The organism is Paenibacillus sp. FSL R5-0912, from assembly GCF_000758605.1.
Taxonomy (GTDB): domain Bacteria; phylum Bacillota; class Bacilli; order Paenibacillales; family Paenibacillaceae; genus Paenibacillus_AQ.
Genome location: NZ_CP009282.1, coordinates 3,812,755 through 3,828,923 on the forward strand (window position 1 = coordinate 3,812,755; position 16,169 = coordinate 3,828,923).

The 16,169-nt window shown below is 52.1% G+C and carries 17 protein-coding genes and 1 pseudogene; 14 read left to right on the forward strand and 4 right to left on the reverse strand.

Features of this window, described 5'->3' with window-relative positions; translation table 11 throughout:
* Positions 1-4 precede the first annotated feature (4 nt).
* From R50912_RS16165 to R50912_RS36220, 5 genes are all read left to right on the forward strand, one after another.
* The gene (locus R50912_RS16165) at positions 5-1,963 is read left to right on the forward strand and encodes an elongation factor G (RefSeq protein ID WP_042236339.1); all 1,959 of its coding nucleotides are present in this window, start codon (positions 5-7) and stop codon (positions 1,961-1,963) included.
* A 19-nt stretch (positions 1,964-1,982) separates the two neighbouring features.
* Positions 1,983-2,384 (forward strand): NUDIX hydrolase, encoded by a 402-nt coding sequence (locus R50912_RS16170; protein WP_042236340.1) that lies wholly within the window; start codon positions 1,983-1,985, stop codon positions 2,382-2,384.
* 183 nt (positions 2,385-2,567) lie between these two features.
* Positions 2,568-2,993, forward strand: coding sequence for a DMT family transporter (locus tag R50912_RS16175; protein WP_039291582.1), 426 nt, complete (start codon positions 2,568-2,570; stop codon positions 2,991-2,993).
* Between the two features lie 77 nt (positions 2,994-3,070).
* Positions 3,071-3,565, forward strand: a complete 495-nt coding sequence (locus R50912_RS16180) for a DMT family transporter (protein WP_042236342.1) — start codon at positions 3,071-3,073, stop codon at positions 3,563-3,565.
* A 186-nt stretch (positions 3,566-3,751) separates the two neighbouring features.
* Positions 3,752-3,883: a hypothetical protein gene (locus R50912_RS36220; protein WP_269322104.1), complete on the forward strand. Its 132-nt coding sequence runs from the start codon at positions 3,752-3,754 to the stop codon at positions 3,881-3,883.
* Positions 3,884-4,239: 356 nt separating this feature from the next.
* On the opposite strand, the gene R50912_RS16185 is transcribed toward R50912_RS36220, so the two are convergent.
* Together R50912_RS16185 and R50912_RS16190 are read right to left on the reverse strand one after the other, a co-directional pair.
* Positions 4,240-5,286 (reverse strand): anthranilate phosphoribosyltransferase, encoded by a 1,047-nt coding sequence (locus R50912_RS16185; RefSeq protein ID WP_042236344.1) that lies wholly within the window; start codon positions 5,284-5,286, stop codon positions 4,240-4,242.
* Positions 5,287-5,298: 12 nt separating this feature from the next.
* Complete coding sequence (locus R50912_RS16190) at positions 5,299-5,895, reverse strand: ANTAR domain-containing response regulator (RefSeq protein ID WP_042236346.1); 597 nt, start codon at positions 5,893-5,895, stop codon at positions 5,299-5,301.
* 342 nt (positions 5,896-6,237) lie between these two features.
* Between R50912_RS16190 and nirB the strand changes: the two genes are divergently transcribed.
* The 5 genes from nirB (at position 6,238) to R50912_RS16215 (ending at position 11,171) form a co-directional block, all read left to right on the forward strand.
* Complete coding sequence (nirB, locus tag R50912_RS16195; RefSeq protein ID WP_042236348.1) at positions 6,238-8,664, forward strand: nitrite reductase large subunit NirB; 2,427 nt, start codon at positions 6,238-6,240, stop codon at positions 8,662-8,664.
* 18 nt (positions 8,665-8,682) lie between these two features.
* The gene (nirD, locus tag R50912_RS16200) at positions 8,683-8,994 is read left to right on the forward strand and encodes a nitrite reductase small subunit NirD (RefSeq protein ID WP_039291804.1); all 312 of its coding nucleotides are present in this window, start codon (positions 8,683-8,685) and stop codon (positions 8,992-8,994) included.
* A gap of 29 nt (positions 8,995-9,023) precedes the next feature.
* On the forward strand, positions 9,024-9,893 hold the full coding sequence (locus R50912_RS16205; protein ID WP_042236349.1) for a formate/nitrite transporter family protein: 870 nt from the start codon (positions 9,024-9,026) through the stop codon (positions 9,891-9,893).
* Complete coding sequence (gene cobA, locus R50912_RS16210) at positions 9,890-10,657, forward strand: uroporphyrinogen-III C-methyltransferase (RefSeq protein ID WP_042236351.1); 768 nt, start codon at positions 9,890-9,892, stop codon at positions 10,655-10,657. Before R50912_RS16205 ends, cobA begins: the two co-directional genes overlap by 4 nt.
* 193 nt (positions 10,658-10,850) lie before the next feature.
* Positions 10,851-11,171, forward strand: coding sequence for an iron-sulfur cluster biosynthesis family protein (locus tag R50912_RS16215; RefSeq protein ID WP_042236352.1), 321 nt, complete (start codon positions 10,851-10,853; stop codon positions 11,169-11,171).
* Between the two features lie 68 nt (positions 11,172-11,239).
* On the opposite strand, the pseudogene R50912_RS16220 reads toward R50912_RS16215, so the two are convergent.
* Positions 11,240-11,512: pseudogene (locus R50912_RS16220) on the reverse strand (SDR family oxidoreductase); the annotation flags it as partial.
* A 74-nt stretch (positions 11,513-11,586) separates the two neighbouring features.
* Here R50912_RS16220 and R50912_RS16225 point away from each other — a divergent pair.
* The 3 genes from R50912_RS16225 (at position 11,587) to R50912_RS16235 (ending at position 14,645) form a co-directional block, all read left to right on the forward strand.
* Complete coding sequence (locus R50912_RS16225; RefSeq protein ID WP_042236354.1) at positions 11,587-12,972, forward strand: sedoheptulokinase; 1,386 nt, start codon at positions 11,587-11,589, stop codon at positions 12,970-12,972.
* Between the two features lie 104 nt (positions 12,973-13,076).
* The gene (locus R50912_RS16230; protein WP_042236356.1) at positions 13,077-13,994 is read left to right on the forward strand and encodes a class I SAM-dependent methyltransferase; all 918 of its coding nucleotides are present in this window, start codon (positions 13,077-13,079) and stop codon (positions 13,992-13,994) included.
* A gap of 78 nt (positions 13,995-14,072) precedes the next feature.
* Complete coding sequence (locus R50912_RS16235; RefSeq protein ID WP_042236357.1) at positions 14,073-14,645, forward strand: GNAT family N-acetyltransferase; 573 nt, start codon at positions 14,073-14,075, stop codon at positions 14,643-14,645.
* Here R50912_RS16235 and R50912_RS16240 read toward each other — a convergent pair.
* A complete protein-coding gene (locus tag R50912_RS16240) occupies positions 14,642-15,244 on the reverse strand; it encodes a P-loop nucleotide/nucleoside kinase family protein (protein ID WP_042236359.1) in 603 nt (200 codons plus the stop codon). The two genes, R50912_RS16235 and R50912_RS16240, sit on opposite strands and share 4 nt — an antisense overlap.
* A gap of 391 nt (positions 15,245-15,635) precedes the next feature.
* Between R50912_RS16240 and R50912_RS16245 the strand changes: the two genes are divergently transcribed.
* The gene (locus tag R50912_RS16245; protein ID WP_231637868.1) at positions 15,636-16,115 is read left to right on the forward strand and encodes a GNAT family N-acetyltransferase; all 480 of its coding nucleotides are present in this window, start codon (positions 15,636-15,638) and stop codon (positions 16,113-16,115) included.
* Positions 16,116-16,169: the final 54 nt, after the last annotated feature.

Genomic DNA, 16,169 nt, shown 5'->3' on the forward strand with positions numbered 1-16,169 from the left:
CCGTATGAATAATATAACTGTCGGACTGCTCGCACATGTAGATGCCGGCAAGACGACCTTCGCTGAGCAGCTGCTCTACCATACCGAAGCGATCCGCAGCCGTGGCAGAGTGGATCATCAGGATACCTTCATGGATACCCACGAGATTGAAAAAGCGCGCGGAATCACTGTTTTTGCCGATCAGGCGGAATTTGTGTATAAGGATTCGCGGTATTTCCTGCTGGATACTCCGGGCCATGTTGATTTCTCTCCAGAGATGGAGCGCTGTCTGCAGGTGCTGGATTATGCGGTGGTCATCCTCAGTGCGGTGGAAGGCGTGGAGAGTCATACGGAAACCGTATGGCAGCTGCTGCGCCAGCATAACATTCCCACCCTGTTCTTCATTAACAAAACCGACCGTGCTGGTGCGGATACGCAGCGTGTACTCGAAGAGATCCGGCAGCAGCTCAGCGGCAATGCCTTCCTGCTGTCGCAGCAGCCGGGGGAAGCGTTGACTGATGAGCAGAGAGCATTTATAGCCGAGCGTGATGACGAGCTGTTGGAAGTGTATCTGGAAGGAACACTGTCTGACAACGTCTTCCATAGTGCTCTGCCAGACATGTTGAAGCGCGGAGAGATATTTCCGTGTATGCAGGGCTCTGCATTGCTTGATCAAGGGGTGGACGGGTTCCTGGAGGTTCTTAACGCGTTAACCTTCACGGAGTACGATCATGAGCTGCCTTTTGCGGGGAGAGTCTACAAGATCCGCCACGACGAAAAAGGCACGCGTATCACCTACATCAAGGCTCTACAGGGAGTTCTGAAGAATAGGGACAGCATAATGTACGGACATGGACCGGAACGTTTATCGGCGCGGGTCACCGGAATCCGGAAATATAATAGCACCAAATATATTTCCGCCGATTGGGCTGCCGCAGGGGAACTGTTCGCGGTTGTAGGGCTTACTGAGGCCCTGCCCGGTGAGGGCGTTGGTGAACTGATGGACTCACAGGAAAGCGGCCTGATACCTACGCTGAAATCCAAAGTCCTTTTTGAGCCGCCGGTACACCTGAAAGAACTGATGAATGCCTTTGGACAGTTGGGTGCGGAAGATCCTTCGCTCAATGTAAGCTGGGATGAAGAGCTGCAGGAGCTGCATATCCATGTGATGGGAGGAATTCAGCTGGAGATTCTGGAGCAGATCATGGCTGAACGGTTTCAGATCCGGATCACTTTTGGTCCGCCGGAGATTCTCTACAAGGAGACGATCACTGGCACCGTCTATGGCTACGGACATTTCGAACCGCTGGGCCACTACGCCGAGGTTCATCTGAAGCTGGAGGCTGGGGAACGCGGCAGCGGTATTACCTACATTAACAATTGTCATCCGGATGATCTGGCCGTGGGCTATCAGCATCAGATTGAGCAGCATTTGCTGGAGAGCGGCCATCACGGCCTGCTGACCGGTTCACCGCTGACCGACCTGAAGATCACCCTGCTTAGCGGCAGAGCACATAATAAGCATACGAACGGTGGAGATTTCCGTGAAGCGGCTTACCGTGCCTTACGCCAGGGGCTGGAGCAGGCCGTGAATCTGCTGCTGGAGCCAGTCTATGACCTGAAGCTCCGGATAGATTCAGACTACGTGGGCAAAGTAATGAGTGATATCCAGCAGGCCAGCGGCAGCTTCAGCCCACCTGAGATTACGGAGTCCAACGCTGTCATTACCGGTACGGTTCCAGTGGCAAGCTTCATGAATTATGGGGTGAGACTGGCTTCCATGACCCAGGGCAAGGGTTCGCTGTCGCTTAGAGTCGCGGGTTATCAGCCGTGCCATCAGACCGGGACAGTAATTCAGCAGCGGAATTATAATAAAAATGCCGATCCGGCTTACTCCTCTACCTCGATCTTCTGCGCCAAAGGCCAGGCGTATCCGGTACCCTGGGATGAAGCGGAGCAGCAAATGCATATTAAAGTTCGATGAAGAAAGGTGCAGACGGACAATGACAGAAGTAATTGATAAAATTGCCTGGATATATATTGTGGACGGCAAGGTGCTTGGTGCGCGTTCCAAAGGAAAGGACACTTATTATTTCCCGGGAGGCAAACGGGAGCATGGTGAGAGTGATGCACAGACATTGATCCGGGAGATCCTTGAGGAATTATCTGTTCAGATCATACCGGAGACTATTGCGGAATTCGGAAGCTTTGAAGCTCCAGCGCATGGCAAAGCAGAGGGCATTTCAGTCCGGATGACCTGCCTCACGGCAGATTTCACGGGTGAACTGAGTCCGGCTTCCGAAATCGAGGAATTGGCCTGGTTAACCTATGAGGATAAAGCCCGTGTATCAGCTGTCAGTGTGTTGATTATGGACAAGCTGCGGGAAATGAAGCTACTCTCCTAAACCATACAGTTATAAGCCCGTTTCGAGCCGGAAATCCGGTTTGGAATGGGCTTTTTATCTCTTTACCGGCCGCTTTCGGGCAGCTGTTCGCAGACACTTTTTACAACTCAGGACATATGTCCTTCCCGAATCCGGCAAACTGGCTTTTAATTAAAGCAGACAGTATATAGAGGAGAGAGACAGATGAAGGGGATAATTTTCGCATTTATAGGCGGGGCATGCATTACGCTGCAAGGGGTAGCGAATGCAAGAATCAGCCAGGATATTGGTACATGGCAGGCAGCAACGATCACACAGTTCACCGGATTCCTGATGGCGCTGGTCATTGCGCTGATCGTACGGGACGGGAAGAAACACGGCTTCCGCAAGGTTAATCCGTTGTATCTGATCGGTGGCGGATTTGCCGCATTCGTTATTTTCAGTGAGGTTACGGCGATTCAGAGCATCGGTGTCACCTTAACCATCTCCGCTTTGCTGATTGCCCAGCTGTGCCTGACTTTTGTCATCGACATCAAGGGCTGGTTCGGGGTAGCCAAGCAGAAGATGAAGCTGCCGCAGTTTATCGGGATCGGGATGATGATCCTGGGTGTGGTCGTGCTGAAGTTCTGATGATTAGGTCAAGCAATGTAGAATATATCCAGCAGGCAACAAGGCAATACAAATTAGTATATAAGGGAGCAACAGATATGTTAGCAGGAATATTACTCGCGCTAATCGCGGGTGCACTGGTTAGTCTTCAGAATATTTTCAATGCCAAGGTCAATGAGCATACAGGCTCCTGGACAACCACCACACTGGTGCTGGGCATGGGATTCGCAGCTTCACTGATTATGGGGCTGATTATGGAAGGGAAGAACATGTTCACGCTGCAGCATATGCAGCCCTGGTACTGGTTCAGCGGTATGATCGGTGTGGGTGTCGTCATCTGTCTGGTCCAGGCCACCCGAATTCTTGGCGCAACTTATGCCATCTCCATTGTCCTGACCGCTCAGCTCGGCTTCGCCTTACTCTGGGATTCCTTGGGCTGGCTGGGCCTGGAGAAGGTTCCGTTCTCGTTCAATCAGCTGATCGGTGTGCTCATCATCGTCGGGGGAATTCTGGTGTTCAAATTAGGAGGCAAAAGCGATTCTAAAGAATCCGCCGGAGCCATCGAGCGCCGCAATGCGCTGCATACGGATTAAATGTGAGGCGCGCACCGTTCAAATACGGACTGCGTGCTTTTTTTTCAATATACAAGAATTTATTGGCATCCACCATAAATTTATCCTTCTATTCCTTGCTGAAAAGATGCTTTCCTTATAGGGACGGGTAAGCTGCCGTTACAGGAGAGATGCTGATATGTGAGGGCTTGCTAAGAACGGGTACTGGTGGGGATGAAGGTACTGGTGGAGCTGGTAGTGCTGGTAGCGTACTGGTGGAGTTGGGGAATTGGAAATACTGGTGTGTTGGAGGTGCTTGTGGTACTGGAGATGCTTGTGGTACTGGAACTGTTCGACTAAGTGAAGAAGCGGACTGATATTCCTCTATTTCATGTAAAAAGCTCTATTGCAGCGTACGCGGACTGACATTCCGTTATCCTGTACATTCGGACAAAAAATGAGCGTGTTTCGGACACTTAACGGAATCTGAGTCCGCTTGTCAAGCGATTTCGCCAAAACTGCTGAAATAACGGAATCTCAGTCCTCATAATAGTGTGTTAGTTGTGTAGAACCCGGTATGCTCCCGCAGAAAAAGTGCCTGATCGCCAGTACTCCCGCAAAGGAAAGCAACACCAGGCAGCAGCCCGGTGCTTAACCGCGCGCAAAAAGCAGACCGCAAATACGGTCTGCCGCCCCTTTATACGCCTGCAAAGAGGCTACACCTGCCCAAGGGAGGCTGCCCTGCTTGCTAACATCGTGCTTTTCCATTTCGCATACGTATTCCAGGCCTGACCGTTATCCAGCAGATGCTTGCAGGTATAGACGCCTTCCTCAATAGAGTTGACCCTGCCGGCGGCATGGAGTCGGGCTGCGCCATTGAGCAGTGTCTGATTGTAGAATGCCAGATGTCCGCCGCCCTGCAGCACTTCCTCGGCGGTACGCAGCTGTCTTTCGGCTGTCCAACTGAACTCCGGAACGGGCACGTCCAGTCCGAGCGACTCCGGATCAATAATATCCAGCTCCGCCGCTCCATTCTGAATGCGGTATACGCGGTTCGGCCGGTCGATATACAGATCCTCTGAGCCTTCCACGCCTTGAACAACCAATCCCCGCTGATAACCGAGCTTCACAATCAGCCGGGAGATCCGGTCGAATACCGTATTATGAAAAATGCCGAAGACGATATAAGGTGAACAGGAATAATCAATCAGCTTCTCGGCTGTGTTGAAAATCGTGCGCAGCCCAATGTCTTCACGCAGGCCGCGCAATGCACCCAGCGGCGGGCACCACTGCTCAGAATTTGCGAACAGCACACCGCTGGCCTCCGCCGCCTCAATGGCGGCACTGCGGCTCAGACCGGCAATATCAATTCCGGATGCTTGAATGATATCCTGCAGCGTAATTCCCCACTTCGGAGGCAAGCCTGCGGAGCCATGCAGGGTAACCGGCAGACCGGCGGCAGACAGAAGGAAGGCTGCCGGGAATGTGGCGATGAAAGAATGAACCCTGCCGTCATAGGGGCCGGCACAATCGATCCCCTGTTGGACAGGTTCCCGTGAGGCATATTTGCGGCAGACCGCGACGAAGGCTTCCAGCTCTTCCAGGCTCTCCAGCTTCATGCGTTCGGCGATCAGGAACGCGCCAATCTGCACCGGAGAAGCAGTCTGTCCGAGAATGGCTTCCGCCGCATATTCCGCTTCCCCGTAGCTTAAATCCTTGGCACCGCGCTTGCCGCGGGCCACTTCTTTCAGAATATTAATCATATGGAAGTCTCCTTAAGTTTGATCCTGCAGCATCTGGTACACCTTGACAATGGAAGTAGCGACATCGACCATCCGTTTCCGTTCATTCATGGCCTGCTTGCGCAGCAGGTCGTAAGCTTCGGATTCGCTGATGTTCCTGGCTTTGGAGAGAATACCTTTGGCCATGTCGATCCATTTACGCTCCTCAAGCCGGGATAACAGCTGTTCCCGTTCCTTGAGCCATTGCTGGCGCTCGAAGCATTGTCTGGAGCTGAAGTGGAGGATCCAGTGGATCTCCTGAGGCTGCATCGCCGGAGACAATATTCCATCCACCATAATATCATCTCCACAGGCAGAGACGGATAACGTTGCGGTTCGCGGGGTACACCACCAGAGTACCGGGGCAACCTTGTGCTGAACCAGAATACTTCTCCAATAACTGATCTCAGTAACGGGGAGATGGAGAATGAAGGCATCCGTATCACTGATCAGCGGAAAGACCTGATCTTCCGAAGCAGCCGTCCCGGTTACATAACCGCAGGAACTGAGAATACTGTCAGGACTTGGTGAGGAGCGTTCTTCTGCGGAATTCTCTGTTCTGCCCGGATCTATAACTAACAGGGAATGCATAGTTGACGACGCTCCTTTTACATATAATAAGGGGTTAAGTCTGCACATCAGTGGAGAACAAGTACAGTCGGAATAAAGATGATGTAATATTATATAACACAGTTTAGGTAATTTTGTCGATGAATTAAAATAATAAAATTTTATATGTCATAATTATTGACGTAATCAGGATGGCTGTAGTATAGTCGTTTTAACAAATTCATCAATTCTTCGAATACAACGATGTATTCGGTTGAAGCGGCAATGGCGCCTGCTTTCACTTAAATCGCAAGGGAAGAAGTATGTTTCCGGGCGGAGTGAAGCGGGCTATTTCTGTTGTTTACCTGGAGAGGAGAGAGAGACATGTCAGCAATTCGCAAAAAACTGATACTAGTCGGCAACGGGATGGCGGGGGTACGGGTGATTGAGCATCTGCTCAAATTAGCGCCGGAGGCTTATGACATTACAATCTTTGGTTCGGAGCCGCATCCGAATTATAACCGGATCATGTTGTCTTCTGTTCTTGCAGGCGGTGCAAGCCTTGAAGAGATCGTAATCAACGATCTGGAGTGGTACCGGAGCTTCAATATTCAGCTGTATACAGGACACACCGTAACCTCCATTGATCCTGTAGAGCGCAAAGTCCATACGGATAAAGGAATTACTGCCAGTTATGATGAGCTGATTCTGGCAACCGGCTCCAACCCCTTCATGCTGCCGATCCCGGGTGCAGATAAGGAGGGCGTTATTGCCTTCCGGGACATCAAGGATACACAAATCATGCAGGAGGTATCGCAAAAATATGGCAAAGCGCTGGTGATCGGCGGCGGTCTGCTCGGACTGGAGGCGGCAAGAGGGCTGCTGCATCTGGGGATGGAGGTATCGGTAGTCCACATCCATGAATATATTATGGAGCGCCAGCTGGACGAGTCCGCCTCCGTAATGCTGCGCAAGGAACTGGAAGGCCAGGGAATGAAGTTCCTGCTGAAGAAGCAGTCCGAAGCAGTTCTTGGCAAAAAGCGGGTCAAGGGCCTTTTGTTCGCAGATGGCAGCATAGAAGACGCGGATCTGATTGTGATGGCTGTCGGCATCAAGCCGAATGTAGAGCTTGCCCGCAGCAGCGGGATTGAAGTCAACCGCGGGATTATTGTGAACGATTATATGGAGAGCAGCCTGCCCGGCATCTATGCCGTCGGGGAGTGCGCGGAACACCGGGGTATTGCCTACGGGCTTGTCGCCCCGCTATATGAACAGGGAGCCGTCCTGGCTAAAAGGCTGGCAGGTGTACCAACAGAAGGCTACGCCGGTTCGGTTACCTCTACCAAGCTGAAGGTATCCGGCGTCGATGTGTTCTCGGCAGGACAATTCACCGAACAGCCCGGCACCAAGGCGCTGCGGTTCCAGGATGAGACCGACGGTGTGTATAAGAAGCTGGTCCTTCACGGCGACAAACTGATTGGAGCCGTGCTGTTCGGTGATACAGGTGACGGAGCGCAGCTGTTCTCGATGATTAAGAAGGGCGAGAATATTAAGGGGAGAGAAAAAGAGCTGCTGCTCGGAATATCTGCTGATGCGCTGGCACCTAAAGGGAACCGGCTTGAAGGAATGGCAGATGATGAGATCATCTGCGGCTGCAATGGAGTCTCGAAAGGGGCGATTGCCGATGCGATTACCTCCGGCGGCTGTACCAGTGTTGGGCAGATCAAAGCCTGCACCAAAGCTTCGGCTTCCTGTGGCGGCTGCAAGCCGCTGGTGGAAGGACTGCTGCAGCTATATGCCGGTGAGGATGCCGTAACGGTCAAAGAAGGGATCTGCGGCTGCACCACGCTCGGGAGGGATGAGATCGTCGCCGAAATTAAACGGATGAAGCTGATGACTGTCAAGGAGGTCATGAATGTCCTGGAGTGGAGCAATGAAGAAGGCTGCGCCAAATGCCGGCCTTCCCTTAACTACTACCTGGGAATGCTCTGGCCTGAGGAATATCTGGATGAGAACGAATCCAGATTCACCAATGAGCGCTATCATGCCAATATCCAGAAGGACGGTACGTATTCTGTGGTGCCGAGAATCTACGGAGGTGTCACCTCTCCGGCAGAACTGATCAAGATTGCCCAGGTTGCGGTGAAGTTCGAGGTACCGCTGGTCAAGTTCACCGGCGGACAACGGCTCGATCTGCTTGGGGTGAAGAAGGAGGACCTGCCGAAGATGTGGGAAGAGCTGGATATGCCCTCCGGCCATGCCTACGGCAAGACACTGCGGACAGTGAAAACCTGTGTCGGCTCCACCTATTGCCGGTTCGGCACACAGGATGCCCTTGGAATGGGTATCCGGCTGGAACAGGCCTTTGAACGGCTGAACACACCGGGCAAAGTGAAGCTGGCCGTATCCGGTTGCCCGCGCAACTGTGCGGAAGCGACGATTAAGGACTTCGGTGTCGTAGCCATTGACGGCGGCTGGGAGCTGCATATCGGCGGCAACGGCGGCGTTCATGTCCGGGCCACGGAGCTGCTCTGCGTGGTGAAGACCGATGATGAGGTGATGGAGTGGGCCAGTGCGTTCCTGCAATATTACCGTGAAAATGCCGGGTGGAATGAACGGACTGCCCAGTGGGTGGAACGTGTCGGCCTTGACAGCATCAAGCAGGCGCTGGAGTCCCGCGAGGCACGATTGGCGCTGCAGGAGAGAATTCAGAAGACGCTTAGTCTCACCACCGATCCATGGAAGCAAATTGTGAATACACCGGAGCTGCGCAAAAATTTCGAACCGATCTCCTTGCCGGAGACAGTCTAAGGGGGCTTACAAATGACAATGACCAAGATGCTCATTGGTAACTTGAACGATATTGACATCAAGGGCTCGCGTAAGTTACGGGTGGGAAATACCGAGATTGCCTTGTTCCGGTTAAGCAGCGGGGAGGTGCTGGCGGTGGAGAATAAATGCCCGCATAAAGGCGGAGTCTTATCCGAAGGGATGGTCTGCGGTTCGAAGGTGCATTGTCCGCTCCATGACTGGCGGATCGATCTCCATAGCGGTGACGTGCAGGCACCTGATACAGGGCATGTGACAACCTATGAGGTAGAGGTTGATCACACCAGTGGCAGCTTGTACCTAACGATATAATTCATCCGAGCATATAAGGGGGATTCCTAATGGACTATGTCAAACCAAGTGAAGTATTGACCTCAATGATTGAAGCCGGCAAGACCAAAGCGGAACTGGGCATTATGCAGCTGATTGTCCGCGGCAGCCTTGGCGGTGCCATACTGGCCTGTGCCACAACGCTGGCCTTTACCGCAACCGCTCAGACCAAGATCCCGATGGTTGGTGCACTTCTGTTTCCTGTAGGCTTTGTGATGATCATTCTACTTGGGCTTGAACTCGTCACCGGCAGCTTTGCCCTGGTCCCGCTGGCTGTGCTGGAGAAGCGGACAACAATAAAACGGATGCTGGGTAATTTCTTCTGGGTTATTATCGGGCATCTGATTGGATGCGCAGTATACGCAGCTCTCTATGGACTCACAATTACGAAGATGGGGACGGATATGTCGAATCCGCTGATTCAGACACTGATTACGGCCAGTGAAGGCAAGACGACGGCCTACAAGAGTATGGGGGCAGAGGGGATGACACTCGCCTTCATCAAAGCCATACTCTGCAACTGGATGGTTACGCTGGGTGCGGTTCTGGCCATGACCTCCAAATCCACATCCGGCAAAATCTTCGCCATGTGGCTGCCGATCCTTACCTTCTTCGGGCAAGGCTTCGAGCATACGGTAGTCAACTTCTTCGTTATTCCTGCCGGAATGATGCTTGGCGCGAATGTCAGCTTCGCGGACTGGTGGATCTGGAACGGTATTCCCGTACTAATCGGCAATTTCGCCGGAGGCCTGCTGTTCACAGGCATTCTTCTATATCTGTCGCAAAAAAGTTTCAAACCCGGAGCCTCTTCTGAAGCCGGATTGACGCCGGGACGCGATACAGTAATCTCAGCCACAGCCGCCCTGGAGAAAAGCCTATGAAGCAGGGCAGCATATCCATTGTCGGTGCAGGCCCCGGTGATCCCGAGCTGATTACAGTCAAGGCACTGCGGCGTATTCAGTGTGCAGATGTGATTCTGTATGACCGCCTGGTGAATGAAGAGCTGCTGGGCTATGCCAAAAGCGATGTTCTGCGCATCTACTGCGGCAAAGCACCCGGACTTCACTCGATGCCGCAGGAATCCACCCAACAGCTGATGATCAACTATGCTGCAGCCGGATGTCATGTGGTACGCCTGAAAGGCGGAGACCCGTTTGTCTTCGGACGGGGCGGGGAGGAAGCGCTGGAAGCCGCCGCTGCAGGAATCCCATACGAAGTAATTCCAGGGATCACCTCGGCGATCGGTGCAGCAGCTTCTGCCGGCATCCCGCTGACCCATCGCGGTTTGGCAGCCTCATTCGCTATCGTGACCGGCAGCCGCTGCCATGATCAGGACTCTCCGGTACGATGGGATGCACTTGCCCATAGTGTGGACACTCTTGTCATCTATATGGGAGTCAGCAAACTGGGCGAGATTTGTGATCAGCTGCTTAAGCACGGGAAAGATCCGCTGACACCTATTGCACTGATTGAGAACGGGACAACAGTGCGCGAACGGACGGTGACCGGAACGCTCGGCAGTATTGGCAAACTGGCAGCGGCGATGAGAATCAGCAATCCTGCCATCATCATTATTGGCGAAGTGGTTAAGGTAAGAGAGGAACTACTCAGCCTGGAAAAGGCAGTGCGCTCACAGATCGGCTAAGATATAGTATAATCCCTAATCAGGCGTTGACATGACCCGGCGGCGGCCGGGGCACGTCAACGCCTGATTATATGTTATATTAATGTCAAACCCAAAGTGACTGCTGTCACAGGAGTCCAGGCAAAATACACACTATACTTGTCACCTGATCGAATTCTCAGGCATTTTGCCCTACAAAGGAGAGAAATATCTGATGCAAATACAACTAAACCCGCTTACTGAAGAACGTCTTACGCAGAGTCTTGCCGGCCAGCCCGGGCAATTCAAAATGTTCTATGATACGGAGGATTGCGGCTGTAATGGCGTTCTGGTCATCCGGATTGTAAGCGGTCCTTCCCCGACGGATATCGTATTTCAAACCGAACCCTTCACCTTTCTGTGTGACCGGCAGCAGGAATCCCTATTCGATGAGATCATGCGACTGGAAGCAGAGGAAGGCTACCCGGCCTACAAACTGACAAGCGATTCTACTTTGTTCGGCAGTAATATCAGGGTGCAGGATGCACGCAACTAACAACGGTATGTATTAAGGCCATCCACCGTGAATAACGGGAGATGGCCTTTCTTTTGAAGCAGGGCAGACTATTCATAAGCAGTCCATCCGCCATCGGCTGTCACTACAGCTTCATTAATAAAGCTTGCTTCGTCTGAGCCGAGGAACAGGGCAAGCAGCGCGATTTCCTCCGGTTTGCCTGTGCGCGGATTGAGAGCCGCCCCCGGCTGGGTATGTCCCTTCCCGAATTCATTAATATGCGTCATGGTAGATCCGACCACCGCATGCTTGGAGGCGGTGTAAGCTGCATCTGCCCGGGCACCAAATAGTCCGCCTGCGGATGCTACGTTAATAATCACTCCTTGCTGCCTGGTTGACGCTGTACTTCATGAAGGCTTACCATAGAGGCTATATGAACGGGAAGAGGATGAAGTATATGATCATGATCGGACTGGATATCGGAACCACCTCAATTTCCGGATTGCTCTACGATCTGGAGACACGAACCGTCCTGCATTCGACGACAGAGGAACAGGTAAGTAAACCCTTCAGCCTGAATCATGAATGGGAACGTCTGCAAGAGCCGGGGATTATTCTGCAGCAGGCTGAACGTATCCTTGGTTTCCTGCTGTCAAGGGGGCCGGAAGCAGCAGGAATCGGCCTGACCGGGCAGATGCACGGGATTGTATATATAGACCAGAGCGGGAATCCTCTGGGCCCGCTCTATACGTGGCAGGATGGCAGAGGAAATCTGCCTTGCAGGGCGGGTGACAGCCTCACTTATGCGCAGCAGCTTAGCAGGCTAACCGGATATCGTATAGCTCCCGGCTACGGACTAGCCACTCACTATTATAATTTGCAGCATCAGCTGGTGCCTGAGCATGCAGTCCGATTCTGCACGATTGCGGATTACATCGCGATGAGGCTGGCGAACAGCGTGGTACCTCTAATTGATGCAACGCAGGCGGCTGGCATCGGGGGCTACAGCTTGGAGACAGGTGCTTTTGATATCACTGCGCTTATGCAGGCCGGAATTGATGTGACGATATTGCCGCCGGTTGTCCCTTCCGGAACCGCAATCGGTACAACACTACAGGGAATACCGGTGTATACTTCGCTCGGTGACAATCAGGCCAGCTTCCTGGGCAGCGTACCGCAGCCCGCCGATTCATTGCTGCTGAACATCGGCACAGGAAGCCAGCTGTCGGCCTGGCTTCCTGAATACAACCCTGCTCCATCAGCAATGGAGGTGCGTCCTTATCCGGGCGGTGGAGTACTCATGGTAGGGGCTGCGCTTAGCGGCGGCAGGTCGTATGCTCTGCTGGAAGGCTTCTTCCGGCAGCTGATCACAGCTTACACAGGAGAAGCACCTGCAGATATCTATTCTCTGCTGGCCCAGTTGCTTGCGGAAGAGCCAGCAGATGGTATGACCGCCGGACTAAAGGTGAATACACAGTTTCTGGGTACAAGAGCAGATCCGGGCAAGCGCGGCAGCATCGAGGGAATCACTCTGGATAACTTCACACCTGCCGGACTGTCCCATGCTTTTCTCCAAGGTATGATTGATGAATTATACGGCTTCCTGAAGGATCTTGAGCAGCAGGGGGCGAAGGGGTTCACCCGCCTCATAGGTTCCGGTAATGCATTGCGGAGTAATCCGGTGCTGTGTGCCAAGGCTGAAGCAGCATTCGGAGTACCGCTAACAGCTGGTGCGCAAATGGAAGAAGCTGCGGTAGGGGCGGCTCTATGTGCCGGTGTGGGCAGCGGGGTGATCTCCAGTTTCAAGGATGCTGGTGCTTTTCTTAGGGATATTTATCTTTGACAAAATATATTAAATATGCTATAATTTACATATTAATGTTTTGTGTATATAATAAGATTCTCCCGGCCGGGGGAATCTTATTTTTTTTATGGGAGGATATACGTTTGAAGCAGAAAGAGTCCAGTTTAACTTCCAAAGTAGCAGCGTTTGGCCGAGCCTATCACAGTAAATATGACACACCCAAAATTTTTGATGATTATTTGGCCCAAGACTTGATTTCACCGCAGGAGTTTTCAGACATCAGCAAGAATATGGTGCAGGGCATCCCTTTTTTCAACACAGACATTGCAAATCAACATCAGGATGATCCGGACGCCATTCTGAAATGGATTACACATGTACAGCTGTCCCCGACACCGCTCGCGCGTGCTGCATACTGTGAGGCCATATTACTGCATGAGCTGATCTTAGGATTGAAGCAGTATGTCATCCTTGGAGCCGGACTTGATACCTTTGGCTACCGTCATCCTGAATTGAAAGACCAGCTGGAGATCTTTGAAGTGGATTATCCGGCTACACAGGAGTTCAAGAAGCAGAGGCTCAGTGACGCCGGGTTGGAAGTTCCGGTCAATCTTCACTTTGTACCTATGGATTTCACCAGGGAATTCTCTTCTTCCAATCTGATTGGGCGGGGGTTTGATCCACAAGCCAAGACCTTCTTCAGCCTGCTGGGTGTATCCTACTACCTGACGAAAGAGGAGAACGCCAGCCTGATTACTGAATTGTTCAACGGTCTCCCGGCAGGCAGTTCTATTCTACTGGATTATGCGGATGAGCGGCTTTTTGAAGAGAAGGGGCTGTCGGGCCGGGTGGAAAAGATGGTGCAGATGGCTGCCGCCAGCGGTGAGCCGATGAAATCCTGTTTCGCTTATCATGAAATGGAGCAGCTGCTGGAGCAAGCGGGTCTGCTTATTTATGAGCACTTATCCCCGGCGGAGATCAATGACAGGTTTTTCAGCAACCGGAGTGATGCTTTGACCGCCTTTGAGACGATTCATTATCTTCATGCAATCAAGAAATAACGTCTAATCACAAATCCGCCTCCCAATCTAATATTATTGATTGGGGGGCTTTTCAAGAAATGTGGAGGATGATAACCTATGCAGAGCAAAGGTGAAGAATGTGTACATACAGGGACCCAACTGATTGTTACGGAGCGTCTCAGTTTAAGGCCATTCCTATTGCAGGATGCAGCCAGCATGTACGGCAACTGGATTGGCGATCCGGCAGTTCAATCTGAATATGGAGAGCAGGCCTGCGATACTGTTAATGATGTGAATGAGCTGCTTACGCGCTGGACCGCCGCTTACGGCAATAAGGACATTTATAGATGGGCCATAGTGCTTCAGGAGGACGGAGAATGCATCGGGCAAATTGCCTTCTGCAGTATAGATCACGAACACCGGATTGCGGATATTGAATACTGCATCGGACAAGCTTACCAGCGGCAGGGATATGCCAGTGAAGCTTTGTCCGCTGTGATTAGATATACTTTTGCGGAGACGGGCCTGCACCGGCTGCAGGCTTTTCACCGCGGGAGGAATAGTGCTTCCGGAGGCGTGCTGCGTAAGGCGCAAATGACGTACGAAGGCACGCTCAGGCAGAGCTTTTATTACAGGGAAACCGGAGAATATGATGACAGAATCTATTATGGAATTATAAAAGGGGACTAGGCAGTCCCTGCACCTGCTCCGTAAATAAAAGCTTCCACAGCCGCAGCAGCAACGTTCCTGTCCGGATGGGAATTATCAATCTGTGCCACCTGCGAAGCCGGAAGCGGCCATGCCACGGTGCGGCTGCCCAGGGAAGCGCTGAACTCATCCCAGTGTGCGAACTTCCAGGCGTCCAGAGGGGATTGTCTGCCCTCAAGCCGTTCACGGAACGCTGCCGCATCCGGAAGACTGACCATCACAACTTTGACCTCGACCTCCTCCAGTGTACGTCCGATGCGCGACAGTTCACGCACGATCCACTCCGGGTCGGCCGCTTCTTTGGTGAAGGGACCTACGACGAATATATCGCTTTGTAGTCCGATATTGTCCAGTGCAGCGTCCATCGTAATCCGGTACCCCAGGTCTCGGCATAAGCTTTTATATTCATCCGAATCCCTGTCATCGGGGTCCAGTCCACGCATAGTCATGATCGCTGTAGCTGCCGGACGCAGCAGAATATCCATATCGAATACAGAGGCCGGGCGCCGGGCTGCTATGGTTTTGGCCAGTGTTGTTTTGCCGGCCCCGCCCGGACCGAGGAAAAAAACAAGTTTGTTCATTAGACTCACTCCTTGAAATATGCAGAATTCTCGGATACTCCTTGTGGAACCGGATAACCGCAGGAGAGATCAGGTAGCTCTCCACCGGATTTGGATTGGCTGAAACTATGATAATGATAGCCTATTCTGAATAGAAAAAGCACCTGCCATTCTCTAAATTAAGAGTTGTCAGAAACAACAAAACTAGAAAAGAGGAATTACAATGGCAAAAGCGGTGTTTTTTCATGCGGGTTGGAGTGAAATCTGTACCGGCACTTATTCTGGATGGATGGGCTATCATATTAATTTCGTAGCTTTTTTTGTGAGTTGATGGAGGAGGAAGTCTGCTGTTATGATAAAGTGTATAGGATAGCGGGACATAGCCCGGAAAAATGGCGGGAGGCTTAACAGAATGATGAATATCAGATACATAGAGCGAAGAGATAATGCGGCCATTGAAGGGATTATCCGGGAATGTCTGATTGAATTCGGGGGCAACCGTGAGGGTCTCGCCTGGGCTGATGACAGCATGCATGACCTTTACACCTATTACAATAGTGCTGCGAACAGGGCTTACTGGATTGTTGAAGAAGATGGAGAGGTGCTTGGCGGCTGCGGAATTGCACCTTTTGATGAGGAGAACGGGATCTGTGAGCTGCAGAAAATGTATCTGTCATCCGCCATCCGCGGCCAAGGAGTTGCTGCAGATCTATTAGGGACGGCGCTGGCATTCGCCAGGCAGCATTACGGCAGATGTTATCTGGAGACGCTGCAGACCATGCAGGCCGCAGGCCGCTTTTATGTCAAACACGGTTTCGGGCTGCTGGATGCTCCGCTTGCCGGCTCAGAGCATTATGCCTGTGATGCCTGGTATATCAAAGAATTGTCTTAGAATGGAATAGTCGGTCATCTAATCCTCCTTGAAGATTCAGGGAGGATTTTTGTC